Source organism: Streptococcus sp. HMSC074F05, from assembly GCF_001808725.1.
Taxonomy (GTDB): domain Bacteria; phylum Bacillota; class Bacilli; order Lactobacillales; family Streptococcaceae; genus Streptococcus; species Streptococcus parasanguinis_I.
In genome coordinates this window covers 863,304-887,807 of the sequence record NZ_KV794411.1, presented here as the reverse complement: position 1 = coordinate 887,807, position 24,504 = coordinate 863,304, and the positions used below count along the sequence as shown (strand labels likewise).

The following is a 24,504-nucleotide window of genomic DNA, read 5'->3' as shown; positions in this document are numbered from 1 at the left end:
GACGCAGTGGTTGAGTGGGCTCTACTACGCTGATTTCATCAGCTTTTACAGCCCTACTCAACTGTGCGGAGGTGGGACGACGAAATCGAATTCTAACGAATTACCGATTTCTGTCCCACTCTCTTATTTTTTATCTCATTGTCACAAATTCTTCGGATCCGGTTGGGTGAATGGCGACAGTTGCATCGAAATCGGCTTTTGTCGCTCCCATCTTGATAGCAACTGCAAATCCTTGGATCATTTCATCGACTCCGTAGCCAAGACCATGAAGGCCAACGACCTTTTCTTCGGGACCGGCAGTGATGAGTTTAAATTTTGCTTGCTGGCGGTGTTGGGTTACAGCAGTGTACATGGAAGCAAATTGAGAAGTATAGACTTTGATATTCTCTTTACCATAAGTTTGCTGGGCTTCTTCCTCCGTTAGGCCAACGGTTCCGATAGCCGGGTGAGAAAAGACAACAGTCGGGATGTTTGTATAATCTATTTTGGCATTGACTTTTCCATTGAATAGTCGTTCAGAAAGAGTGCGTCCAGCTTTTATAGCGACAGGAGTTAATTCTTTTTCTCCTGTGACATCCCCAAGAGCATAGATTCCTGGAATAACTGTATTCTGGTATTCATCCACTGCAATGAATCCTTTTTCATTTAAGGTGACGCCTGCAGCTTCTAGATTGAGATCCTGGACATTTGGTTTTCGTCCTGTTGCCCAGATAACATGATCTGCCACGTGGCTGGTCATATCTTCAAAATAAATCTTCACACGACCATCTTCTAATTTTTCAAGCTTCATGGGAACCTTGTGTTTGTGAAGCGGAAGGTTTTGTTTTTCCATTTCTTCCATTAAGCCATCGACAATGTAGGAATCAAACTTTCTTAATGGACGATCACCGCGAACGAAGAGATCGGTTTGAACACCAAGGGCATGGAGCACACCGGCTAGTTCCACTGCGATGTAGCCAGCTCCAATAATGGCAACAGATGTAGGAAGTTCTTCCCAAGCAAAGACATCATCAGAAGTTTCGCCAAATTCAGCTCCAGGAACAGAAGGAATAAAGGGATGGGCACCGGTCGCAATTACGATATGCTTGGCCTTAATGGTTTCTCCATTTACCTCAACCGTATGAGCATCCACAAAACGGGCACGTCCTTCAATTCGTTCAACCCCATTGCGTTTGAAACTGCCATCATAGGAATTACGGGAACGGTCAATATAGGCTTCACGATTTTTTCTTAAGGTTGCAAAATCAAATTTTGTCTGTTCAGAAGTAAATCCATAGTCTGGTCCATAATCGCGAATTGCTTCTGCAATTTGTGCACCATACCACATAATCTTTTTAGGCACACATCCTCTGTTGACACAGGTGCCACCCAATTGTTTTTCTTCAATGACAGCAGCGCGCGCTCCGTACTCTCCAGCCCGGTTCATCGTAGCGATTCCTCCACTACCTCCACCGATTGAAATAATATCAAATTCTTTCATGTTTTCCTCCTAAATGGGACTTCAGTTTGATTGTAATATTAACTGTTACAAAAGTCAAGGGTTTAGCATGTTACCAAGCATTTAAATTTCATGTTGCCGTGTCAATTTTAGATAGAAAAGTAAGGAAATATGGTATACTATGGTATAGAATAAAACGCTTTCTTTGATGGAGAAAAACGATGAAGAAATTGAAAAAATGGCAACTATTTGCAGCTGCAGGTGCAGCTATTGCGGTGATTGGAACAGGAAGTGTGATGGTGTTTTCGCACCCAAGTACTCCTGATCAAGCAATCACGAAAGAAACTCCAATGGTGCAAACGGTCAAGGATGGATCGATCGCTTCTTCGGTCTTGTTAACTGGGAAAGTCACTGCCAACCAGGAACAGTATGTCTATTTTGATGGAACCAAAGGGGATTTGCAGTCGATTTTGGTCAATGTAGGAGATCAAGTAACAGCCGGTCAGCCGATTGTTCAGTATAGCAGTACAGAGGCCCAAACCGCTTATGATGCAGCCGTTCGTGCTGTCAATAAGGCAGATCGTCAGTTAAATGATTTACTGACAAATGGTGTGACCATTGATACGACAGGAGATGAAGAAGCAGATGCCAAATCAGCTTCGCAGACCCAACGAACAGTCGATTCTCAAGCTAGCGATTTACGAGATGCTAAGTCAGATGCGGTCGATAATATGAACAAGGCTAAGGCTCTTCTGGATGCGACAACAGTTAGGAGTAATACAGATGGTACCGTGGTCGAAGTCAATAAAGATGTTTCAAAATCGACTACAGGGACCAACCAAACTTTGGTTCACATTGTGAGCAACGGAAATTTACAAGTCAAAGGGGAATTGTCTGAATACAATTTGGCCAATATCTCTGAAGGTCAGGAAGTGGTCCTCACTTCCAAGGTATATCCGGATAAAACCTGGACAGGAAAGATTTCTTATGTAGCCAACTATCCGACCGACGCGGGTCAAACAGGTGCCAATGCAGCAGGTGGAACACAAGGAAGCGGTGGAGCCAAGTACCCATTTACAGTGGATATTACCAGTGAGATTGGAGAACTCAAACAAGGCTTTTCTGTCAATATTGAAGTCAAAAGTTCTACTCAACATCCCCTTGTTCCCGTGACAAGTGTCATGGCTGATGGGGATACGAGTTATGTATGGACGGTCGAAAATGGCAAGGCTAAGAAAGTAAAAGTGACGCTTGGTAACGCCGATGCTGAAAACCAGGAAATCTTGTCAGGCTTGAAGAAAGATGCTCAAGTTATTGTGAATCCTAATGAGAAACTGGAAGATGGAAAAGAGATCGGAAAATATGACAAAATTGATTGAACTAAAAGGAATCAATAAAACCTATAAAAATGGGGATCAGGAACTTCGTGTCTTAAAAGACATCGATTTAGAAGTCGAAGAGGGAGAATTTGTGGCCATTATGGGTCCATCTGGCTCAGGAAAATCGACCTTGATGAACGTCATTGGCTTGTTGGATCGCCCGACCAGTGGAGAGTATTTTCTAGAAGGTCAGGAGGTTGGAAATCTCAGTGAGAAAAAATTAGCACGTGTTCGTAATGAACAGATCGGTTTTGTCTTTCAACAATTCTTTCTTCTCTCTAAACTCAATGCCTTTCAAAATGTAGAACTGCCTCTCATTTATGCGGGGGTTCATCCTGCTAAACGGAAGGAATTAGCTGAGCAGTACCTTGAAAAGGTAGAGCTCCATTCTCGCATGCACCATTTGCCTTCAGAGCTCTCAGGGGGTCAAAAACAGCGGGTTGCGATTGCTCGAGCCCTTGTCAATCAGCCAGCTATCGTCTTAGCAGATGAGCCGACTGGAGCCCTAGATACCAAGACGGGGGAGCAAATAATGGACTTGTTAACCAAGCTAAACCAAGAAGGAAAAACCATTATCATGGTTACGCACGAGCCAGAAATTGCAGCCTTTGCGCATCGTCGCATTGTCATTCGTGATGGAGTGATCTCCTCAGATAGCAGGCTGGAAAGGGGGACCTAATGCAAAATTGGAAATTTGCAATCAGCTCGATTATGAGCCATAAATTACGGTCTTTCTTGACCATGGTGGGGATCATTATAGGAGTTGCCTCTGTTGTTGTCATCATGGCACTGGGAGATGGTATGAAGGCTGGTGTCACCAAGACCTTCACCAAAGACCAAGAGTATGTACAAATCTCTTATTCTCCGAACAAGAGTGGCTATGTGACAGGAATCAATATTGGCCCTTCTGATGATACTGGAGAAGGAGAAGGCGGAGGCGAAAGTGGCCCTGCAGCTGAAGACCGAGGGATGGCTGCTCCATCGGATATCGATGGGGAAAACGCTGAAGATGTTGATGGTCAAGTCCAAGAAGCACCACCAGTTGTGCAAGAATCTTGGGTTAAGGAATTAACCAAGATTCAAGGCATCGATGGTTACTATGTTAGCAATACCTCCAATGCAACCATTGCTTTTCAAAAGAAAAAAGCAGACGGTGTGAACATCCAAGGGGTAAATGAAACCTATTTTTCTGTCAAAAAGGTTGAGCTCTTATCTGGGCGAAAATTAACTCCTTCAGACTATAGTAATTTCTCCCGGGTGGTGCTCCTTGATGAAGGATTGGCTCAACAATTATTTGGAACGGAGAATCCACTGAATCAGGTGGTCTCTGTTGGAGACAACAATTATCGCGTCGTTGGTATTTTCAAGGATCCAAATGCAGGGACTGCCCTCTATGGAGCTTCTTCAGGTGGGAGTGCCTTGATGGCCAATACCCAGCTGGCTTCTGAATTCGGAACGGATGAAATTCAAAATATTGTCGTCCATGTACCGGATGTGAAACAGATCAAAACCGTTGGGATTGAGGCTGCTCAAAAGTTAACAGAACTTTCAGGTGTTCGCCAAGGAGAATTTCAAATCTTTAATTTGGATAGCATCCTAGAGGAAACCAATAAAGTAGTAGGAATTATGACGTCAGTCATCGGAGCGATTGCAGGAATCTCCCTTCTCGTTGGTGGGATTGGAGTCATGAATATCATGTTGGTTTCTGTCACAGAGCGGACGAGAGAAATTGGTCTTCGCAAAGCATTGGGAGCAACCCGAGGTAAGATTCTGGTTCAATTTTTGATTGAGTCGATGGTCTTGACCATCATTGGTGGGCTGATTGGACTTGGCCTTGCTTATGGTGTAAATAGCTTGATTACTACACTCGCAGCAGCCTCCCTAGAAGGACCACCGATTATTTCCTTAAATGTCGCTATCGGCAGTATTATTTTCTCTGCTTTTGTAGGCATCATCTTTGGAATTTTACCAGCGAATAAGGCTTCTAAGTTAAATCCGATCGAAGCACTGCGTTATGAATAAAAAATAGGAGCGGGTCAGGATGAATGGTTCAGGATTCACCACGCTCCTTTTTTGTACTTTTGTCGAACCCTTTTCAATCATATTGTCTTATACAGGTCAAGCTATTTAGGTAGTCAACGACGGTCTTCAGATGTTTTAGAGTATTCATTCAAGAAGCTGCATTTTTTCTTCCTTCTTATTTTTGTTTAATTGGTAAATATTAGTGAATTTCTGACCTAAATATGATAGAATAGGAGAGAATAACTTAGGAGGTTCCAAATGACTACTGAACATATGGAAGAATTAAATGACCAGCAGATTGTCCGTCGTGAGAAAATGGCGGCCCTTCGTGAACAAGGAATCGATCCATTTGGGAAGCGATTCGAACGCACTGCAAATTCAGGTCAATTAAAAGAAAAATATTCAGAATTAGATAAAGAACAACTCCACGACTTGAACGAAACAGCTATTATTGCCGGTCGTCTTGTAACAAAACGTGGAAAAGGAAAGGTTGGCTTTGCCCATCTTCAAGACCGTGAAGGTCAAATTCAGATCTACGTTCGTAAGGATGCAGTTGGAGAAGAAAACTACGAGATCTTCAAAAAAGCAGACCTTGGTGATTTCCTTGGTGTTGAAGGGGAAATCATGCGCACAGATATGGGTGAACTTTCGATTAAAGCAACTCATATCACTCACTTGTCAAAAGCCCTTCGTCCTTTGCCTGAAAAATTCCACGGACTTTCAGATGTTGAAACCATCTATCGCAAACGTTATTTGGATTTGATTTCAAACCGTGAAAGCTTCGAACGCTTTGTAACCCGTTCAAAAATCATCTCTGAAATCCGTCGTTATTTAGATGGTCAAGGATTCCTTGAAGTGGAAACACCAGTGCTTCACAATGAAGCTGGTGGTGCGGCTGCCAAACCATTTATCACTCACCACAATGCACAAAACATTGATATGGTGCTTCGTATCGCGACTGAGCTCCACTTGAAACGTTTGATTGTTGGTGGGATGGAACGCGTTTATGAAATCGGACGGATCTTCCGTAACGAAGGAATGGATGCTACTCACAACCCTGAATTCACTTCTATCGAAGTCTACCAAGCTTACGCTGACTTCCACGATATCATGGACTTAACAGAAGGCATTATCCAACATGCTGCGAAAGCGGTCCATGGTGATGGTCCAATTGACTACCAAGGAACAGAAATCAAAATCAACGAACCATTCAAACGGGTTCACATGGTTGATGCGATCAAAGAAATCACAGGTGTTGACTTCTGGCAAGACATGACCTTTGAAGAAGCTGTAGCACTTGCAAACGAAAAACATGTACCAGTTGAAAAACACTACACAGAAGTGGGACAAATTATCAATGCCTTCTTCGAAGAATTCGTTGAAGAAACCTTGACACAACCAACTTTTGTTTACGGTCACCCAGTAGCAGTGTCACCTTTGGCTAAGAAAAATCCAGAAGATCCACGCTTCACTGACCGTTTCGAACTCTTCATCATGACCAAAGAGTATGCGAATGCCTTCACCGAATTGAATGATCCGATCGATCAATTGCAACGTTTTGAAGCACAAGCGCGTGCCAAAGAATTGGGAGATGACGAAGCTACAGGCATTGACTATGACTATGTTGAAGCCCTTGAATATGGTATGCCACCAACAGGTGGACTTGGAATTGGTATTGACCGTCTCGTTATGTTGTTGACAAATGTAACAACAATTCGTGACGTCCTTCTCTTCCCAACTATGAAATAAGCTAAAAGAAAACACTGATCGCAAGATCAGTGTTTTTTAGTCTTCCATATAAGAGGTGTCGTTCCAAGTGTCTAAGTGATAGTGCTCAAAATCATCTGTTGTCAGAATCGTCACGCTGGCATTATCTAGTCCGCCATTTTTGCGAAGTTCTCCTGTGTCATAACCAAGCAAGGTTCGAATAGAAGCTGTCAAATTAGCCCCATGTCCAACGATGAGAACGGTATCGAGCTCTTTTCCTTTCAGGCTTTTTACAAAATCACAGGTACGTTTGGTCGTTTCATAGACAGATTCTGCATCAAAGATTTCATTTTGAAAGCGGGCTAGGTTATGGCGAAAGGCATCCATTTGTTGGGGATAGATAGCTGAAATAGTAGAAATTTTAGCTCCTTCCAATTTTCCCAAATTCCATTCACGAAGAGCAGGCGTTGCTTGCAATTCTAGAGGTGTTTCCAATTGATCGAGGAGGATCTGTGCGGTATGGACTGTTCGTGGTAGATCACTTGCAAAGGCTGCATCAAAAGGAACAGTAGCCAGGTGCTTTCCTAATTTTTCAAGCTGATGAATAGAGGCTGGTAACAGCGGAGAATCGCCATTTGATCCCTGAAAACGTCCTTCTTCATTCCATTCTGTCCGTCCGTGTCGAATAAAATATAGTTTCACAATCTTGTCTCCTTCTCTGTCATTATTCTAAAATATCTGCAAAAGTCGCTTGTACGAAGTCTGCTAGAAGTTGTGGTTTGATTTGAATACTATGGCCGATTTCCCCAGCAGATACGATCATGGTTTCTAACTGAAGGGCTGATTCATCGATAAAGATTGGGAAAGAATGCTTTTGACGAATGCCCACCGGATTATTGGCCCCATGAATATAACCAGTTGTTTTTTCGAGATCCTTTTGAGGAATCATAGCCACTTTCTTATTGCCCGATAATTTGGCCAATTTTTTCTCTGAAAGATGCTCCGTGATAGGAATGATCCCAATCACAGGCCCTGTTTTATCTCCTTTGAGAGCTAGGGTTTTGAAAATAGTAGAGCGATCAATCCCTTCTGGTAAGATCCCTTCTAAAGCGTTGATTTGTAAGCCTACGTGCTCAATTTTTGCTTTAGTCAAGATCTGCTCGACTAAGGTTTTTTTCACTTTATTTTTTTTTGCCATGGCTTTCTCCTTTTCTCTTTTTCTCTACAAAATCAGATTTCATTAGACCATTATAACATATAATAGCGACGATATTGTCTTCTCCTTAAAAATAGAAAACAGCAGAAAAAGTGAAAACCACTTGATCTGCTGTTTTAAGGCTATGAGGAAGAGCCATCTTTTTGTACCTTGAAAAGTTTCCGATAAATCGCTTCTTGGTCTTGCGTCGGAGCAATTTGGTTGAGATCCAAGTAGTGTGAGAATCCATTTAATTGCCCTTGAGAGGTATATTGATGCAAGTCGTATTCCGTGTTGGTATCTGGCGCGGCATTATAGTAGCCATCATCAAATCCATAAGTAGGAATCCAAAGAGCCGTAAATTTATCAGTGGAGATACTATGTTCTTCCATGAAGTAGGTTCCGATATAGAGTCCAATATTTTTTGCACCCAAAGCTTGTAGTTTTGCTCGGAAAGCTTCAACGCCTGCATTCATATCCTTCATGGTTTTTTCCTCAACGTCTAACCAATAGTAGGTCGGTTTGTAAGGAGAAGCAGCCTTGTAAAATTCCTCTGCTTCTTTTTCCATTTCTTTTTTATCCTTAGCAGCGACATAAGCATAGACTGCGACAGGGATATTTCGTTTTTGGAATTCTTGGATATGGGTTTTAAAAGATTTATCCAGACCATTTAAGTAGGTTGCTGCATTTTCCTTTTTAGCTTGAGCCCCACTATGGACACGAACGATCACACCTCCCACATTTTGGGAGAGGACATCGTAATCAATTTCACTAGGCAATTGCCAGCCTGAGATATCAATGATCGGGCGGCCAACCAGTTCTGGATTGATGTCTTCTTCTTTTTTAGAAGAAGAGCTTGCAGTAGTTGTTTTTCGAGGTGTATTGGAGTTCGGAATGGTTTTAGTTGTTTCTTGTCGCTCTCTGGCTTGAAGATCGGCAATCGTTCGTGAAAGAACGAGAAAAGAAATGATACCGATAAAAAAGACTAAGAGAACAACGGGTTTTATCCTTTTTCTCATACAGAAACATTTTACCGTAAAAAAAACGAAAAGGCAAAACTTAATGCTTAAAAGATGCTGATTTCAGCTATTATTTTCAAAAAAAAGGAATCTTTTCATCGAAAAAGGATAAAAATATATGAAAATAAGAAGAATGATCAGAATATTTCTTGAAAATAGGGAAGAAGCCGAATCTTTTCTGGCCTTTCCTTGGTTTTGCTTCTTAAAAATGATATAATGAAGGTTGAACATTAGGAATATGGTGAATTATGAAAATTGAAAAAAGACATCTTTTAAATTATTCCATCCTCATTCCCTATTTGATTTTATCCATCATTGGCTTGATTGTTGTCTATTCGACAACAAGTGCCTTGGCAATTCAAAGTGGAGTGAGTTCGATTCGGATGGTCCGGACACAGGGGCTCTTTTTTATCCTAAGTCTCCTAACCATCGCCTTGATTTATAAATTTAGCTTAAAGTTTCTTCGAAATAAAAAAGTGCTGGCTTTTGTCATTTTTATTGAAGTGATTTTGTTGATTCTGTCTAGGTTTATCACAGATACCGTCAATGGAGCTCACGGTTGGTTGACGATTCCTGGAGGCTTTAGTATCCAGCCGGCAGAATACCTCAAGGTGATCTTAGTCTGGTATCTAGCCTTGATCTTTTCTAAACGACAAGACGAGATACGCGATTATGATTATCAAGCCTTGACCCATAATGAATGGATTCCAAGGAATTTAAACGATTGGCGTTGGCTGACCTTGATTCTGATTGGAATCGTTGTGATTATGCCGGACTTGGGAAATGCGACGATCTTGGCCTTAACGGTCTTGATCATGATTACGGCTAGTGGAGTGGGCTACCGTTGGTTTACCTCTTTACTTGGTTTAGTTGTTGGAGTATCGTCCATTGTCCTTGGTTCAATATGGATCATCGGTGTGGACCGTGTCGCTAAAATTCCAGTCTTTGGTTATGTAGCCAAACGTTTTAGTGCCTTCTTTAATCCCTTCAATGACTTGTCTGGCGCAGGTCACCAATTAGCTAATTCCTACTATGCCATGAGCAACGGTGGTTGGTTTGGCTTGGGACTTGGAAATTCCATTGAAAAACAAGGTTACTTACCAGAAGCGCACACAGATTTTGTGTTTGCGATTGTGATTGAAGAATTAGGTTTTGTTGGAGCTAGCTTGATCCTTGCTCTCCTATTCTTCTTAATCCTTCGGATCATTTTAGTCGGTATTCGAGCAAAGAATCCTTTTAATTCAATGATGGCCATTGGGATCGGTGGGATGATCTTAGTGCAAACCTTCATTAACATCGGAGGAATTTCTGGTTTGATTCCGTCTACAGGAGTGACCTTCCCCTTCTTATCCCAAGGGGGAAATAGTTTATGGGTCTTATCCGTAGCGATTGCTTTCGTTTTGAATATCGACGCTAGTGAAAAACGGGCCAAGATGGAACAAGAAGGCATGGTTTTTGAAGAAAAAGGTAAAATCAAACCTTATTATTAAAAGGGAATTGTTGAATGGCTATTCAAAAAGGAGAAAAAATGGTCTTACAAAAATTAGAGAACTTCACAAATAAAGATATTATCAAAGAAGAAGCCGAAATCTTAACCAATTTATTAGATGATATTACGAAAAATTTGGTTCGTCCGGAAACCTTTGATAAAATTAGGCAGTTGAAGGATCTATCAAAAACACAGAACTATCGTGAGTTAAATCAAATAGTGGAACAATTGACAAATGAAGAAATGACAGTGATTTCACGTTATTTTGCCATTTTACCACTCTTGATTAACATCTCAGAAGATGTCGATTTGGCCTATGAAATCAATCATTTGAATAACGTGGATGGTGATTACCTCGGAAAACTTTCTTCAACCATTAAAGAAGTTGCGAAGAATGAAGATGCCCAAGAAATTCTTGAAAATCTCAACATTGTACCGGTTTTAACAGCCCATCCAACTCAAGTGCAAAGAAAGACTATGCTGGATCTGACCAATCATATCCATGCTCTTCTTCGTCAACACCGGGATGTTAAAGCGGGATTGATTAATGAAAACAAGTGGTATAATAACCTTCGTTGTAATATTGAAATCATGATGCAAACGGATATGATTCGTGACAAAAAATTGAAGGTGACAAATGAGATCACCAATGTCATGGAATATTACAATAGCTCCTTTTTACAAGCTGTTCCAAACCTTATGCTGGAATACAAACGCTTGGCAAAAGAGCATGGATTAGAACTCGAACAACCACGTCCGATTACAATGGGAATGTGGATTGGGGGAGACCGGGACGGAAATCCTTTTGTAACTGCTGAGACCTTGAAACGTTCAGCAACCATTCAAAGTGAAGTCATTTTGAACTATTACATCGAAAAGATCTCTAAATTATACCGTCATTTCTCACTTTCAACGAGTCTTTCTAAAACAAGTGAAGCAGTAGCTGAAATGGCAGCCCTATCAAGTGATACATCTGTCTTTCGTGAAAAAGAACCATACCGTCGTGCTTTCCACTATATCCAGTCAAAATTGATCCAAACCTTGGTCAACTTAAAAGAATGGACGATGGTTGGGGAAACTAGAGAAGATCGTTATGCTGTCGAGAGGTTATTAGGAGCAAACGCTCATCAACAAGGGCCAGTTTCTGATTATATCGGCAATCGTATCTCTGGAGCTTTAAAGAAAATTTCTGAGAAAGATGCTCCAGCTTATGCCTCTGCTCAAGAATTCAAAGAAGACCTTGAAAAGATCAAAGATTCCTTGTTAGAAAACAAATCAGAGTATTTAATTTCTGGTGAGTTAGCAGAACTTCTAGAAGCCATCGATGTTTTCGGATTCTATCTGGCCTCTATTGATATGCGCCAGGATTCTAGTGTGCATGAAGCCTGTGTAGCAGAATTATTGAAATCAGCAGGGATTAATGACCATTATTCTGATTTATCAGAGGATGAAAAGTGTCAGGTTCTCTTGAAAGAACTCTTAGAAGACCCACGGATTTTATCAGCCACCCATGCTGAAAAATCTGAACTGCTTGAAAAAGAATTGGCAATTTTCCAAACGGCCCGTGAATTGAAGGATCGTTTAGGAGAAGAAGTCATTCGTCAAAACATCATTTCTCATGCAACAAGTGTGTCAGATATGTTGGAATTGGCTGTGATGTTGAAAGAAGTGGGCTTAGTTGATACTGAAAAAGCTCGCGTGCAAATCGTACCTTTGTTTGAAACAATCGAAGATTTGGATCATTCAGAAGAAACTATGAGAAGCTACTTGTCTCTTCCAATTGCCAAACGTTGGATTGCTTCTAAGAACAACTATCAAGAAATTATGTTAGGTTACTCGGATTCTAACAAGGATGGTGGCTACTTGTCTTCTTGTTGGACCCTCTTTAAAGCCCAACAACAATTGACCGCTATCGGAGATGAGTTTGGAGTGAAGATTACCTTCTTCCATGGACGTGGTGGTACCGTTGGACGTGGTGGAGGTCCAACCTATGAAGCCATCACGTCTCAACCGTTGAAATCTATTAATGACCGTATCCGCTTAACGGAGCAAGGGGAAGTGATCGGCAATAAATACGGGAACAAAGATGCCGCCTACTACAACCTTGAGATGCTTGTTTCTGCAACTATTAACCGCATGATTTCAGAACAAAAGAGTCCATTTTCTATGTTTGATCGTTTCGGGGAAGTCATGGATAAAGTCGTGAATCGCAGTTACGATATCTATCGTGATTTGGTCTTTGGAAATGAGCACTTCTATGATTACTTCTTTGAATCAAGTCCGATCAAAGCTATTTCTAGCTTTAATATTGGTTCACGTCCTGCTGCTCGTAAGACCATTACAGAAATCGGTGGTTTGCGTGCTATCCCATGGGTCTTCTCATGGTCACAAAGTCGGGTGATGTTCCCTGGTTGGTACGGAGTAGGTTCTAGCTTTAAGGAATTTATCGATGAGGATCCTGAGAATATCGAAACCCTTCGATACATGTATAAAAACTGGCCTTTCTTCCAATCTCTCTTGTCAAATGTGGACATGGTCTTATCCAAAGCCAACATGGATATTGCCTTTGAGTACGCTCAATTGTGTGAAGAAGAAGAAGTTCGCAATATCTATCAGATTATCTTACATGAATGGCAATTGACCAAGGACATCATCTTGATGATTGAGGAACAAGACGAGTTGCTCGCGGAGAACCCTTATCTGAAAGAAAGTTTGGACTATCGGATGCCGTACTTTAACGTCTTGAACTATATTCAGTTAGAACTGATTCGACGTCAACGGACCGGCCAATTACCAGCCGATCAAGACAAGCTAATCCATATTACGATCAATGGAGTGGCTACAGGATTACGTAATTCAGGTTAAAAAAATCGGAACGACTGTTCCGATTTTTTTATTCCCTGAACCCAAAGGAGCAAAAGGTACAGAAAGGCTTAAATAGCAGATTTTAAATGAGAATTTTCAAAGCTAGATCAGGATCTTTCAGCAAGCTGATAAAATAAAAGAAAAGAAGAGGAATAATTAAGAAAATATAGGTAAAAGGCTTGCAATTTTATCTAAAATTCGATAGAATAGTAAGGAAAGTTAGACTGTATTGCCTACTGTCTATCTATAAAATATATTTTATTGGAGGCTTTTACTCAAATGGCAAAAGAAAAATACGATCGTAGTAAACCGCACGTTAACATCGGTACAATCGGACACGTTGACCACGGTAAAACTACCCTAACTGCAGCAATCACAACTGTTTTGGCACGTCGCTTGCCTTCATCAGTTAACCAACCTAAAGACTATGCGTCTATCGATGCTGCTCCAGAAGAACGCGAACGCGGTATCACCATCAACACTGCACACGTTGAGTACGAAACTGCTAAACGTCACTACGCTCACATCGACGCTCCAGGACACGCGGACTACGTTAAAAACATGATCACTGGTGCCGCTCAAATGGACGGAGCTATCCTTGTAGTAGCTTCAACTGACGGGCCAATGCCACAAACACGTGAACACATCCTTCTTTCACGTCAGGTTGGTGTTAAACACTTGATCGTCTTCATGAACAAAGTTGACTTGGTTGACGATGAAGAATTGCTTGAATTGGTTGAAATGGAAATCCGTGACCTTCTTTCAGAATACGATTTCCCAGGTGATGACCTTCCAGTTATCCAAGGTTCAGCTCTTAAAGCTCTTGAAGGTGACTCTAAATATGAAGACATCATCATGGAATTGATGGATACTGTTGATGAGTACATCCCAGAACCAGAACGCGATACTGACAAACCATTGCTTCTTCCAGTCGAAGACGTATTCTCAATCACTGGACGTGGTACAGTTGCTTCAGGACGTATCGACCGTGGTGTTGTTCGTGTCAACGACGAAATCGAAATCGTTGGTATCAAAGACGAAATCCAAAAAGCAGTTGTTACTGGTGTTGAAATGTTCCGTAAACAACTTGACGAAGGTCTTGCAGGGGATAACGTTGGTGTGCTTCTTCGTGGTATCCAACGTGATGAAATCGAACGTGGACAAGTTATCGCTAAACCAGGTTCAATCAACCCACACACTAAATTCAAAGGTGAAGTTTACATCCTTACTAAAGAAGAAGGTGGACGTCATACTCCATTCTTCAACAACTACCGTCCACAGTTCTACTTCCGTACAACTGACGTAACTGGATCTATCGAACTTCCAGCTGGAACTGAAATGGTAATGCCTGGTGATAACGTGACTATCGACGTTGAGTTGATCCACCCAATCGCCGTTGAACAAGGTACTACATTCTCAATCCGTGAAGGTGGACGTACTGTTGGTTCAGGTATGGTTACTGAAATCGAAGCTTAATTCGATCTAGTTCCCAGATTAACAATTATATAGACAGACAGAAAACCCCGTGAAGACGGGGTTTTTATTTTGGTAAAAAGTAAAATGAGCTTGTGCAACCTTTCATTATGACGAAAATTATGGTAAAATAGATAGTATAAAATTAGAAAAAAGAGGTATGTGAAATGTCACGTAAACCATTTATCGCTGGTAACTGGAAAATGAACAAAAATCCAGAAGAAGCAAAAGCATTCGTTGAAGCTGTAGCATCAAAACTTCCTTCAGCTGACCTTGTTGAAGCTGGTATTGCAGCTCCTGCAGTTGACTTGACAACTGTTCTTGCTGCTGCTAAAGGTTCAAACCTTAAAGTTGCTGCCCAAAACACTTACTTTGAAAATGCTGGTGCCTTCACTGGTGAAACTAGCCCACAAGTTTTGAAAGAAATCGGTACTGACTACGTTGTTATCGGTCACTCAGAACGTCGTGACTACTTCCATGAAACTGATGAAGATATCAACAAAAAAGCAAAAGCAATCTTTGCGAACGGTATGCTTCCAATCATCTGTTGTGGTGAAAGCCTTGAAACTTACGAAGCTGGTAAAGCAGCAGAATTCGTAGGAGCTCAAGTTTCAGCTGCTCTTGCAGGATTGAATGCAGAACAAGTCGCTTCAACAGTTATCGCATACGAACCAATCTGGGCGATCGGTACTGGTAAATCAGCTTCACAAGACGACGCACAAAAAATGTGTAAAGTTGTTCGTGACGTTGTAGCTGCTGACTTTGGTCAAGAAGTGGCTGACAAAGTACGTGTTCAATACGGTGGTTCAGTGAAACCTGAAAACGTTGCTGAATACATGGCTTGTCCAGACGTTGACGGAGCTCTTGTGGGTGGTGCATCACTTGATCCAGAAAGCTTCTTGGCATTGCTTGACTTCGTTAAATAATGACATCTAAAAGGCGAGAGGTTTCTCGCCTTTTTTATAGTAGAAAAAGGCTGGGCAAAAACTGTCCAGCCTTTGATGTTTGATAGGAATAAGTGCAAGACGCAGTGGTTGATTGGCATCTTTGTTCGCCTTTTAAGCTCCAAAGATGACCTAATCAACTGTGCGGGGGTGGGAAGACGAACTCTTTTTAACTTGTCGGAGTTCTTTCCCACTCCCTTTGAGTTAGGAACGTCCTAATAGTTTCTTAATGAGAGAAATCAGTTTGTATTTCAGAGGACTTGGGTAATAACGGAAGGTCCCCATCTTACGGACGATGTAACCATTGAAGTTTTGTTTGAAACGAAGAACACCGTCTGACCCGTCAAAGATTCCTTGAATACCTAGGAAGTTATATCTTGGGATGCCACGTTTGATGGTTTCAAGCATCATATATTCCTGGAGAACAGCAGGAGCATAGAACTTATTAAATTCTGTATAAGAGCCACTGAATAAATAGGTGGATTCTTGTGGCATATAGACGAAGAGGCTACCTGCAAGAATGACGTCTTGATCTCCATATTTTTCAATATATTCTTTTGCTTCCTGTTTTCTCACCTCAAAGGTATCAAACTGGCTAGAGAATTCACGAAGTTGATTTTGTTTTTTCTCTGAATTGGGGTTGACTTCAAGATCCTTCTGTAATTTCTCAATCTTCTGTGCTAGTTTTCCTTGGTCTTTTTCAAGATTCGTGTAGTAATGGTGGAAGTTCAGTGTTGCGATCATGAAATCTGCATTGTCGCCAAAACTGTCATAGAAAGTTTGGTAATAATCCAAGGTCTTATCCTGATAGTCGCGACGGTCACTGGTAGAGGAAGTAATATCCTTAAAGAGTTGCAGTTCATCTCGGTTTAATCGTTTCAGTTCAATACCGAAAGATTTGGCTTTCTTGACAAGTGGCTTTCCTTTTTTACTGAAGCTCTTGAGAAGATTTTTTTCGGTGATACCCTCCATATCTTTCACATAATGCCAATCACCTTCTCCACCTGGATAACCTGTTGTTAAACCATCATGCTGATAGCCCAATTTTTTTAGGGTATCCATAAAATGGGTTTGCTCTTCACTGGTTGGATTGCCGTCACTGTCAAAGGTTTGATAGGTATCATAGGGCTTGATAACGAGTTCAATAGCCCCATTTTCTTTCGCATAGTCTTTTAAGGCTGCATAGAAGGGTTCTAGCATAGATTCCTCTTGGTAAAGGGGGCCAGAATTGATTTCCATATGGAGACCACCTGTCATAGGAAGACTGTACAAGATTGCTGCCACTTGGACTTGATCTTCTTGCTTCCAAGCGATAAATTGGACGGTATTTCCTCGCTTTTTAAGCAGATCTGCCATTTCAGCAGACTGGATAAAAGAGCGATGGGAGACAGTATTTGCAAATGAGGTAAATTCTTCTTTTGAAATTGTCGTAAGAGTCATGTAACTTTATTTACTCCTTAATTTTTTCCGGATCTTGTAGACTTTGTTTACAAGTGGATAGAGTGGACTGGTTGGGAGGTTGAATTCCCCAACAAATTCTTCAATGACAGGATTAAATTTAGATTTAAAATGATAGAGACCACCATCGAGTGAATTTTCAATGCCCCCCATATTTTGCCAAGAAGCACCACGGTCGAAAGCGTGTTGGGCAGTTTCATACCAGGTGAGGATAGCAGGTTGGTAACGGCGGAATTCTTCATCCATCCCTGCATAAACATTTTCAGACGTCCCACCGAATTCAAGGGTTAAGGTCCCAGATAAAGGAACGATCTGTCTACCTGCTTGGAGATGCTGTTCAAGAAATTGCAGTTCTTCCTCTATCCGCTCTTTTTCTTTTTGGTTATTCTCAACCTTGCCAGGCTTTGTTTTTTCTGTGAATTTTTCAGCCTCTGCCTTGTTTTTTTCAAGATCTTTTGTAAGGGAGGTTTTCCGTTTCTCGAGATCTAGCGTAGACAAGGTAATGTAGGATTGTCCTTGGTAGGTTGTGAGCAGTTTTTCGTAGTAGTCTTTTCCACGTAAATGAATGCTTTTACGAGCCTCAGTCTTTTTCATGAGAGAAGCAAAGTCCTCTAACAATTCGGTTCCGCCAAATTGGACTTGGATTCCTTTGTTTCGAGCAGTTCGGATGGCTTGTCGAGTAGATTTTGAAAGATCTTGCTCGGTGAAAAACTCTTTGTGGATATTTGCTTGAAAGCGTGGTTGGATATTTTCTGCCATATCACTGGTTCGGCCAGTCCATTCAACCCCTTCTTTAGTTAAGGTGTCGATCATCGCTTGCACAGTAGGAGCTTCCGTCTTTTCTTGTCCAATCAAGTGTTTACTCAAGAAAAGACTTGGATCAAATTTCACAAACAAGGCCTTGTATTGTTTGGCTATCTTTTTAAGGGACTGGATCACAAATGAAACCAGCTCTTTGTTTTGGTAATCCATGATTGGACCTCGAGGAATGTAGAGCATGGAAAAGCCAAGTGGCAGGGGTTGAATCAAGATGCTAGCAACAGCGACTAATTGGTCTTCTTGATAAAAACCAACCCGTTCATTTCCCCAATTATCTTTGATTTTTGCCCATGAGCTGCTTTGTAAGAGATTAGTTTGGTCACTCTGAATAACAAAGTCATCATGCTCACTAGCAGAAATTCCTAGCTGGTAATGGTACATTTCTTATAATACCCACTTTCTAATGGCGTATGCAACGCCAGATTCATCATTTGATTTGGTAATAGTTGTAGCAATTTTTTTAAGAGCTGGATTGCCATTCTCCATAACGACGGCATGTCCCACGACTTCTAGCATGGAACGGTCATTTTCCTCATCTCCGATGGCCATGGTTTCTTCTTGCTGAATTCCAAGTCGTTCAGCTAGATGAAGAACAGCTGATCCCTTATTGGTTGTTTTCCCTAGAATTTCTAAATAAAAAGGGGCTGATTTGACCATAGTGAAGCGATCCTTGAATTCTTTAGGGATTTTTGCAATCGCAGCATCTAGAATATCTGGTTCATCGATATACATGGCCTTGACAAATTCTTTCTCACGAACTTCTTCAGGCGTCCGGTAATAAAGGGGCATATTGACCAGTTGAGATTCATGAATGGTGTAGCGTCCGATATCGCGATTGCTGGTATAGATGCCGTCTTTAGTAATAGCATGAGAGTGGATTTGGAGTTTGTTAGCAAGAGACTCGATATCGAGATAGTCCTCATAATGTAAAAGGTCTTTGATGAGTTCTTTTCCAGTAGCAGTTTCTTGCACCAGACCGCCATTAAAGGTAATGACATAGTCTCCAGGATCCATCAAATGGAGTTCTTTTAAAAGTTTTGAGACCCCTGCGATAGGACGACCGGTTGTGATCACGATTTTAACGCCTGCGGCTTTAGCATCTTGAATGGCTTCAAATACGGAAGGTGTGATCTCTTTTTTTGAATTGAGGAGTGTACCATCGATATCGATCGCAACTAATTTAATGGACATCCGTCTCTCCTGTAAAATAATCATTGGTAATGTAAGAAGTGAATTCTTCTACTTGCTTACTGAAAAGTCCATTAACCTCCAGCATTTCTTTTGGAAAATAGAAGCGGTTGTCCCCATAGCGAGTTCCTGCTAAAGCAGCGACGAGTGGAGACAACTGAGATAATTCAGCGAGACTCCCATCTTTTCGGATCATCTCGATCTGGGTCCGCGGTTTTTCAAGCTCTGGTCGATAAATATCGTAGGGCAGATCGAAATTTTGATGAATAGCGGTGTAGTAGGTTGGATTAAACCCAACCTCTTTAATCAGTTTTTCAAGGATTGCTAAGTCTTTTCGTTTATCTTCTGTAAATAGAATCGATTTAAAGACTTTCCGATTAATATATCGCTGAGCAAGATCAGACAAGATGGTATCCGGACTATCCATCCAGACTTGGAAATAGGTATTCATCACACCGTCATCTAGATTTAGGTAGTCTTGAATGGTGACCTCTTCTTCAAAAAATGGAATCAAGCGAGGTGAAGTCAGTTGAAAATACTCTTTCTGATCTGGATAAATGGTTCTAGCTCGTTTGAGAAGATTTTGAAGGAGGACTTCCATGGCACGAGTAGCCGGGTGGAAGTAGACCTGCATATACATTTGGTAACGGCTGACCACGTAATCCTCGACAGCGTGCATGCCATTTTGTTGGAAGGCAATGCCATTTTCAATCGGTCGAATGACGCGCAAAATACGGGTCAAGTCAAATTTTCCATAGGAAGCACCCGTAAAATAGGCATCCCGCAGTAAATAATCCATTCGGTCCACATCAATCTGACTAGAAATTAATTGCACCACTTGTTTATTGGGATAGGTATGATCAATGACGCTGGCTACACGATTTGGGAAATCAGGAGCCACTTGCAAGAGGATCTGATTGACCTCCGTCTCTGGGCTGGTGATGATCAGCTGGGTCATTTTTTCATGATCGGTTCCAAAGAGTCCTTCGAAGGTATGAGAATAAGCACCATGTCCAATGTCATGAAGAAGAGCGGCTGTCATGGTCAGTAAGTTTTCATCAGAATTCCATTGCTCTGCATACTTCTCCTCAAAAATGGATAGAATGCGTCTTGAAATTTCATAGGCGCCAAGACAGTGAGAAAAACGACTATGCTCCCCACCGTGGAAGGTAAAACCAGATGTCCCCAGTTGTTTGATGCGGCGTAGTCGTTGAAATTCTTTACTATTAATTAATTGATAAATGATGGGATGATCCACATGAACGTAATCATGCACGGGATCGCGAAAGACTTTTTCATTCATGGGTCTATTATAGCAAAAAAAAGCCTATTTTGCGATATAGAGGCTAATAGGGGCAGTCAAAATGCGTAAAATTTGATAGAATAGTAAGGCAAGAAAAGAAGAGAAGGAGACAAAGATGCAGATTCGCATTCAAAATACCATTCGATTTGGAGAAGAAATGGAAATCGTTGATCAGTACTATCAAGGTGAATGGAAGGAAAAAGCAGGTTTTCAGTATCTCTTGTATACCAATGAAGAAGATGAAAAGGTTGCTTTGAAATTTTCCAATGACGAATTGGTCATGACACGTTTCTCAAGTCCTAAATCCATCATGCGTTTCTACAAAAATGAAGATGGTGGGGCAATCATCCCAACTCCGATGGGCATTCAGCAGTTTTTGATTACAACAGATTTCTTTCAATTAGAAGCAGGTCATTTGCAAGTCTCTTATCGCTTGTTAACTCTCGATGGAGAACAGGAATTTGCTAATTATCAATTACTAGTGGAATGGGAAGAATAGACCTCATTAAATTATTAGAGATCCCGCTTGCTTTATTCTATAAAAATGGTATAATAAAACCACTCAAGGGAGTAGCTGGCGGTTTTCCGCGATAGTGTCGTCATTACGAATTATTTCCGGCACTATATTAAACAGCGAGACTTGTTTTTTTAAAAAACAGGTCTCTTTTTTTGTAAAAAGAGGCCAAAAAGGAGGAGACTGTTTTGTCAAAAGAACAAAATAAAGATTTGTTTTACACGCAATCTTCTGAGGAAGTCCTAAAGAACTTGGACTCATCTGTCGAAGGTTTGTCAACCGCCCAGGCTCAAGAACGCTTAGCGAATTATGGTCGTAATGAGTTGGAAGAGGGTGAAAAACGTAGCCTACTAGCTAAATTCCTTGATCAATTTAAGGATTTGATGATTATCATCTTGCTTGTGGCAGCGGCACTTTCTGTGATTACAGAAGGAATGGACGGTCTAACGGATGCCATGATCATCTTGGCCGTTGTTGTCTTGAATGCTGCCTTTGGGGTTTACCAAGAAGGGCAAGCAGAAGCAGCCATTGAAGCTCTGAAAAATATGTCTAGCCCCATGGCTCGTGTTCGTCGTGATGGCCATGTTATTGAGATTGACTCAAAAGAATTGGTACCCGGAGATATCGTCTTGCTTGAAGCGGGAGATGTCGTGCCTGCAGATATGCGTTTGTTTGAAGCAGCTTCTCTTAAAATTGAAGAAGCAGCTCTTACAGGGGAGTCTGTGCCAGTTGAAAAAGATGTGACAGGACTTGTTGAAGCAGATGCTGGTATTGGGGACCGCGTTAATATGGGTTACCAAAACTCAAATGTAACTTATGGTCGTGGTATTGGTGTCGTAACAAACACTGGTATGTATACAGAAGTTGGTAAGATTGCAGATATGTTGGCTAATGCCGATGAGACTGAAACACCATTGAAGCAAAGCTTGGAACAATTATCTAAAGCCTTGACTTACTTAATTGTTGTGATTGCGGTCATTACTTTCTTAGTTGGTGTCTTCGTTCGTGGGGAACATCCATTGGAAGGCTTGATGGTAGCTGTTGCCCTTGCGGTTGCGGCGATTCCAGAAGGACTTCCTGCCATTGTAACCATCGTTCTTTCTTTGGGAACAACAACCCTTGCCAAACGCAATTCGATTGTTCGTAAATTGCCAGCCGTTGAAACACTTGGTTCAACAGAAATCATCGCATCTGATAAAACAGGTACTTTGACCATGAACCAAATGACGGTTGAAAAAGTCTATACCAACGGTCAATTACAAAGTGCAGCAACTGAGATAGCTGCTAGCAACAATACCCTTCGTATCATGAACTTTGCCAATGATACCAAAGTGGACCCATCTGGCAAGTTGATTGGGGACCCAACAGAAACTGCCTTGGTGCAGTTTGGCTTAGATCACAACTTTGATGTTCGTGAAGTCTTGAAGGATGAGCCACGTGTAGCTGAATTGCCATTTGACTCAGACCGTAAGCTTATGTCTACCATCCATAAAGAAGAAAACGGTTCTTACTTTATCGCTGTGAAGGGTGCGCCTGACCAATTGCTCAAACGTGTGACGCGTATTGAAGTCAATGGGGAAGTTCGTCCTATCACGGATGAAGATAAGAAAGCTATCCTTGCTACCAACAAAGACTTGGCTAAACAAGCCCTTCGTGTCTTGATGATGGCTTATAAGACAAGCAAGGAAATTCCAACTTTGGAGTCTGAAATTGTTGAGTCTGACCTGATCTTCTCTGGTTTGGTCGGTATGATTGACCCTGAGCGTCCAGAAGCTGCAGAAGCTGTCCGTGTCGCTAAGGAAGCGGGTATCCGTCCGATCATGATCACTGGTGACCACCAAGATACAGCAGAAGCTATTGCCAAACGTCTGGGAATCATCGATCCAAATGATACCGAAGACCATGTCTTCACAGGGGCTGAGTTGAATGAACTCTCTGACGAAGAATTCCAAAAAGTCTTCAAGCAATATTCTGTCTATGCGCGTGTATCACCTGAACACAAGGTTCGGATCGTGAAAGCTTGGCAAAATGAAGGCAAAGTTGTTGCCATGACAGGGGATGGGGTCAACGATGCACCATCACTTAAGACAGCTGATATCGGTATCGGTATGGGGATTACAGGTACAGAAGTTTCTAAGGGAGCTTCAGACATGGTCCTTGCAGATGATAACTTTGCAACCATTATCGTAGCGGTAGAAGAAGGACGGAAGGTCTTCTCAAATATCCAAAAATCTATCCAATACCTCTTGTCTGCCAATATGGCTGAGGTCTTCACCATCTTCTTTGCAACCCTCTTTGGTTGGGATGTATTGCAACCAGTGCATCTTCTCTGGATCAACTTGGTAACCGATACGCTTCCAGCCATCGCTCTTGGTGTGGAACCAGCTGAGCCAGGTGTCATGAGCCACAAACCTCGTGGACGTAAATCTAACTTCTTTGACGGTGGGGTCTTCGGAGCTATTCTTTATCAAGGTATCTTCCAAACCATGCTGGTTCTTGGTGTTTATGGCTGGGCTTTGCTCTCTCCAGAACATGCGACTCGTGCCGAAATCCATGCAGACGCTTTGACCATGGCATTTGCAACTCTTGGTTTGATCCAATTGCTCCATGCCTTTAACGTTAAATCGGTTTACCAATCGATCTTTAAAGTGGGACTCTTCAAGAACAAGAGCTTTAACTGGTCGATTCCAGTTGCCTTTGTTCTCTTGATGGCGACCATCATTGTCCCTGGATTTAACAAACTCTTCCATGTCTCTCATTTGAGTTTGACACAATGGTTAGCAGTTATGATTGGTTCGCTCTTGATTGTTGTTCTCGTTGAGATTGTTAAAGCCGTTCAACGTGCACTTGGAAAAGATAAAAACGCCATTTAAACATAAAAAAAGTCATCTTTGGATGGCTTTTTTTGCGGGCAAAATAGACTGGGCATATTTCTTGAGGTACGTGTGGATTTTTGATAAACTAGTCAACAGTTTGAAGAAAGGAAACTTAGTTATGAAAAAGTTTTTTGCTGAAGTAATCGGCACATTTATGCTTGTCTTTATCGGGACTGGCGCAGTTGTTTTTGGAAATGGGACAGAAGGTCTGGGACATTTAGGAATTGCCTTGGCATTCGGTTTATCCATTGTTGCAGCAGCTTACTCAATTGGGACTGTTTCTGGTGCCCACTTGAACCCGGCTGTTTCGATTGCCATGTTTGTGAACAAACGCTTGTCTTCAAAGGACTTGGTTAATTATATTGCAGCGCAAGTAGTGGGTGCGGTTCTCGCGTCTGCAACAGTTCTCTTCCTCTTGTCAAATTCAGGTATGTCAACAGCTAGTCTTGGTGAAAATGCCTTGGCTAAAGGAGTGACTCCATTTGGCGGTTTCTTGTTTGAAGTGATTGCGTCCTTTATCTTTATCTTAGTCATCATGACAGTGACATCAGCTAGCAAAGGTAATGGGAAGATCGCTGGTCTTGTGATCGGTTTGAGCTTGACTTTGATTATTCTTGTTGGTTTGAACATTACAGGACTTTCTGTTAACCCAGCTCGTAGCTTGGCGCCTGCCCTCTTTGTTGGTGGTGCGGCTCTTCAACAAATTTGGATCTTTATCTTGGCTCCAATTGTCGGTGGTGTTCTGGCTGCAATCGTTGCAAAAAATCTCTTGGATACAGAAGAGTAAAAAATTGGTTCCGAAGGAACCAATTTTT

19 protein-coding genes are annotated in these 24,504 nt (G+C 41.6%); 11 read left to right on the top strand and 8 right to left on the bottom strand.

Features of this window, described 5'->3' with window-relative positions:
- Positions 1–130 precede the first annotated feature (130 nt).
- On the bottom strand, positions 131–1,480 hold the full coding sequence (gorA, locus tag HMPREF2685_RS07990) for a glutathione-disulfide reductase (RefSeq protein WP_070466298.1): 1,350 nt from the start codon (positions 1,478–1,480) through the stop codon (positions 131–133).
- A 179-nt stretch (positions 1,481–1,659) separates the two neighbouring features.
- Here gorA and HMPREF2685_RS07985 point away from each other — a divergent pair, with 179 nt between their 5' ends.
- The 4 genes from HMPREF2685_RS07985 to lysS all read left to right on the top strand — a co-directional run bounded on the left by HMPREF2685_RS07985 (position 1,660) and on the right by lysS (position 6,588).
- Complete coding sequence (locus tag HMPREF2685_RS07985; RefSeq protein WP_070466297.1) at positions 1,660–2,817, top strand: efflux RND transporter periplasmic adaptor subunit; 1,158 nt, start codon at positions 1,660–1,662, stop codon at positions 2,815–2,817.
- Complete coding sequence (locus tag HMPREF2685_RS07980) at positions 2,801–3,496, top strand: ABC transporter ATP-binding protein (protein WP_070466295.1); 696 nt, start codon at positions 2,801–2,803, stop codon at positions 3,494–3,496. Before HMPREF2685_RS07985 ends, HMPREF2685_RS07980 begins: the two co-directional genes overlap by 17 nt.
- Entirely contained in the window at positions 3,496–4,839 is a 1,344-nt protein-coding gene (locus HMPREF2685_RS07975) for an ABC transporter permease (RefSeq protein WP_070466293.1), read from the top strand. Before HMPREF2685_RS07980 ends, HMPREF2685_RS07975 begins: the two co-directional genes overlap by 1 nt.
- A gap of 258 nt (positions 4,840–5,097) precedes the next feature.
- Complete coding sequence (gene lysS, locus HMPREF2685_RS07970; RefSeq protein ID WP_003016025.1) at positions 5,098–6,588, top strand: lysine--tRNA ligase; 1,491 nt, start codon at positions 5,098–5,100, stop codon at positions 6,586–6,588.
- A gap of 36 nt (positions 6,589–6,624) precedes the next feature.
- Here the strand turns inward: lysS and HMPREF2685_RS07965 are convergent, their stop codons facing one another.
- The 3 genes from HMPREF2685_RS07965 to HMPREF2685_RS07955 form a co-directional block, all read right to left on the bottom strand.
- A complete protein-coding gene (locus HMPREF2685_RS07965; RefSeq protein ID WP_031574000.1) occupies positions 6,625–7,248 on the bottom strand; it encodes a histidine phosphatase family protein in 624 nt (207 codons plus the stop codon).
- Positions 7,249–7,270: 22 nt separating this feature from the next.
- Complete coding sequence (locus HMPREF2685_RS07960; protein WP_024055351.1) at positions 7,271–7,744, bottom strand: aminoacyl-tRNA deacylase; 474 nt, start codon at positions 7,742–7,744, stop codon at positions 7,271–7,273.
- A 140-nt stretch (positions 7,745–7,884) separates the two neighbouring features.
- Positions 7,885–8,760 carry a GH25 family lysozyme gene (locus HMPREF2685_RS07955; protein ID WP_049472442.1) on the bottom strand — a complete coding sequence of 292 codons (876 nt, stop codon included), beginning with the start codon at positions 8,758–8,760 and terminating at the stop codon, positions 7,885–7,887.
- Positions 8,761–9,008: 248 nt separating this feature from the next.
- Between HMPREF2685_RS07955 and ftsW the strand changes: the two genes are divergently transcribed.
- From ftsW to tpiA, 4 genes are all read left to right on the top strand, one after another.
- Entirely contained in the window at positions 9,009–10,250 is a 1,242-nt protein-coding gene (gene ftsW / locus HMPREF2685_RS07950) for a cell division peptidoglycan polymerase FtsW (protein ID WP_070466291.1), read from the top strand.
- 38 nt (positions 10,251–10,288) lie between these two features.
- Complete coding sequence (gene ppc / locus HMPREF2685_RS07945; protein WP_070466713.1) at positions 10,289–13,114, top strand: phosphoenolpyruvate carboxylase; 2,826 nt, start codon at positions 10,289–10,291, stop codon at positions 13,112–13,114.
- A gap of 279 nt (positions 13,115–13,393) precedes the next feature.
- The gene (tuf, locus tag HMPREF2685_RS07940; protein WP_003008055.1) at positions 13,394–14,590 is read left to right on the top strand and encodes an elongation factor Tu; all 1,197 of its coding nucleotides are present in this window, start codon (positions 13,394–13,396) and stop codon (positions 14,588–14,590) included.
- Positions 14,591–14,754: 164 nt separating this feature from the next.
- A complete protein-coding gene (tpiA, locus tag HMPREF2685_RS07935) occupies positions 14,755–15,513 on the top strand; it encodes a triose-phosphate isomerase (RefSeq protein WP_070466289.1) in 759 nt (252 codons plus the stop codon).
- A gap of 222 nt (positions 15,514–15,735) precedes the next feature.
- Here tpiA and HMPREF2685_RS07930 read toward each other — a convergent pair whose 3' ends face one another.
- From HMPREF2685_RS07930 to HMPREF2685_RS07915, 4 genes are read right to left on the bottom strand one after another with little or no spacing between them, the layout of a single operon-like run.
- Complete coding sequence (locus tag HMPREF2685_RS07930) at positions 15,736–16,971, bottom strand: aminoacyltransferase (protein ID WP_070466287.1); 1,236 nt, start codon at positions 16,969–16,971, stop codon at positions 15,736–15,738.
- Positions 16,972–16,977: 6 nt separating this feature from the next.
- Positions 16,978–18,189 (bottom strand): aminoacyltransferase, encoded by a 1,212-nt coding sequence (locus HMPREF2685_RS07925; protein WP_031574026.1) that lies wholly within the window; start codon positions 18,187–18,189, stop codon positions 16,978–16,980.
- 3 nt (positions 18,190–18,192) lie between these two features.
- A complete protein-coding gene (gene yidA, locus HMPREF2685_RS07920; RefSeq protein ID WP_049507679.1) occupies positions 18,193–18,999 on the bottom strand; it encodes a sugar-phosphatase in 807 nt (268 codons plus the stop codon).
- Positions 18,989–20,299: an HD domain-containing protein gene (locus HMPREF2685_RS07915; protein ID WP_013903868.1), complete on the bottom strand. Its 1,311-nt coding sequence runs from the start codon at positions 20,297–20,299 to the stop codon at positions 18,989–18,991. Before HMPREF2685_RS07915 ends, yidA begins: the two co-directional genes overlap by 11 nt.
- Positions 20,300–20,414: 115 nt before the next feature.
- On the opposite strand from HMPREF2685_RS07915, the gene HMPREF2685_RS07910 reads away from it, so the two are divergent.
- The 3 genes from HMPREF2685_RS07910 to HMPREF2685_RS07900 all read left to right on the top strand — a co-directional run bounded on the left by HMPREF2685_RS07910 (position 20,415) and on the right by HMPREF2685_RS07900 (position 24,476).
- The gene (locus HMPREF2685_RS07910; protein WP_049475354.1) at positions 20,415–20,798 is read left to right on the top strand and encodes a YwiB family protein; all 384 of its coding nucleotides are present in this window, start codon (positions 20,415–20,417) and stop codon (positions 20,796–20,798) included.
- A gap of 203 nt (positions 20,799–21,001) precedes the next feature.
- On the top strand, positions 21,002–23,686 hold the full coding sequence (locus HMPREF2685_RS07905) for a cation-translocating P-type ATPase (RefSeq protein ID WP_070466285.1): 2,685 nt from the start codon (positions 21,002–21,004) through the stop codon (positions 23,684–23,686).
- A 121-nt stretch (positions 23,687–23,807) separates the two neighbouring features.
- Positions 23,808–24,476 carry an MIP/aquaporin family protein gene (locus tag HMPREF2685_RS07900; RefSeq protein WP_049514648.1) on the top strand — a complete coding sequence of 223 codons (669 nt, stop codon included), beginning with the start codon at positions 23,808–23,810 and terminating at the stop codon, positions 24,474–24,476.
- Positions 24,477–24,504: the final 28 nt, after the last annotated feature.

Coding starts and splice junctions, on each gene's coding strand:
- HMPREF2685_RS07910 (WP_049475354.1), top strand. CDS start 20,415: ATGCAGATTCGCATTCAAAATACCATTCGATTTGGAGAAGAAATGGAA.
- tuf (WP_003008055.1), top strand. CDS start 13,394: ATGGCAAAAGAAAAATACGATCGTAGTAAACCGCACGTTAACATCGGT.
- HMPREF2685_RS07985 (WP_070466297.1), top strand. CDS start 1,660: ATGAAGAAATTGAAAAAATGGCAACTATTTGCAGCTGCAGGTGCAGCT.
- HMPREF2685_RS07980 (WP_070466295.1), top strand. CDS start 2,801: ATGACAAAATTGATTGAACTAAAAGGAATCAATAAAACCTATAAAAAT.
- HMPREF2685_RS07930 (WP_070466287.1), bottom strand. CDS start 16,971: ATGACTCTTACGACAATTTCAAAAGAAGAATTTACCTCATTTGCAAAT.
- gorA (WP_070466298.1), bottom strand. CDS start 1,480: ATGAAAGAATTTGATATTATTTCAATCGGTGGAGGTAGTGGAGGAATC.
- HMPREF2685_RS07925 (WP_031574026.1), bottom strand. CDS start 18,189: ATGTACCATTACCAGCTAGGAATTTCTGCTAGTGAGCATGATGACTTT.
- ppc (WP_070466713.1), top strand. CDS start 10,289: ATGGTCTTACAAAAATTAGAGAACTTCACAAATAAAGATATTATCAAA.
- HMPREF2685_RS07900 (WP_049514648.1), top strand. CDS start 23,808: ATGAAAAAGTTTTTTGCTGAAGTAATCGGCACATTTATGCTTGTCTTT.
- ftsW (WP_070466291.1), top strand. CDS start 9,009: ATGAAAATTGAAAAAAGACATCTTTTAAATTATTCCATCCTCATTCCC.
- yidA (WP_049507679.1), bottom strand. CDS start 18,999: ATGTCCATTAAATTAGTTGCGATCGATATCGATGGTACACTCCTCAAT.
- tpiA (WP_070466289.1), top strand. CDS start 14,755: ATGTCACGTAAACCATTTATCGCTGGTAACTGGAAAATGAACAAAAAT.
- HMPREF2685_RS07915 (WP_013903868.1), bottom strand. CDS start 20,299: ATGAATGAAAAAGTCTTTCGCGATCCCGTGCATGATTACGTTCATGTG.
- HMPREF2685_RS07955 (WP_049472442.1), bottom strand. CDS start 8,760: ATGAGAAAAAGGATAAAACCCGTTGTTCTCTTAGTCTTTTTTATCGGT.
- HMPREF2685_RS07960 (WP_024055351.1), bottom strand. CDS start 7,744: ATGGCAAAAAAAAATAAAGTGAAAAAAACCTTAGTCGAGCAGATCTTG.
- HMPREF2685_RS07975 (WP_070466293.1), top strand. CDS start 3,496: ATGCAAAATTGGAAATTTGCAATCAGCTCGATTATGAGCCATAAATTA.
- lysS (WP_003016025.1), top strand. CDS start 5,098: ATGACTACTGAACATATGGAAGAATTAAATGACCAGCAGATTGTCCGT.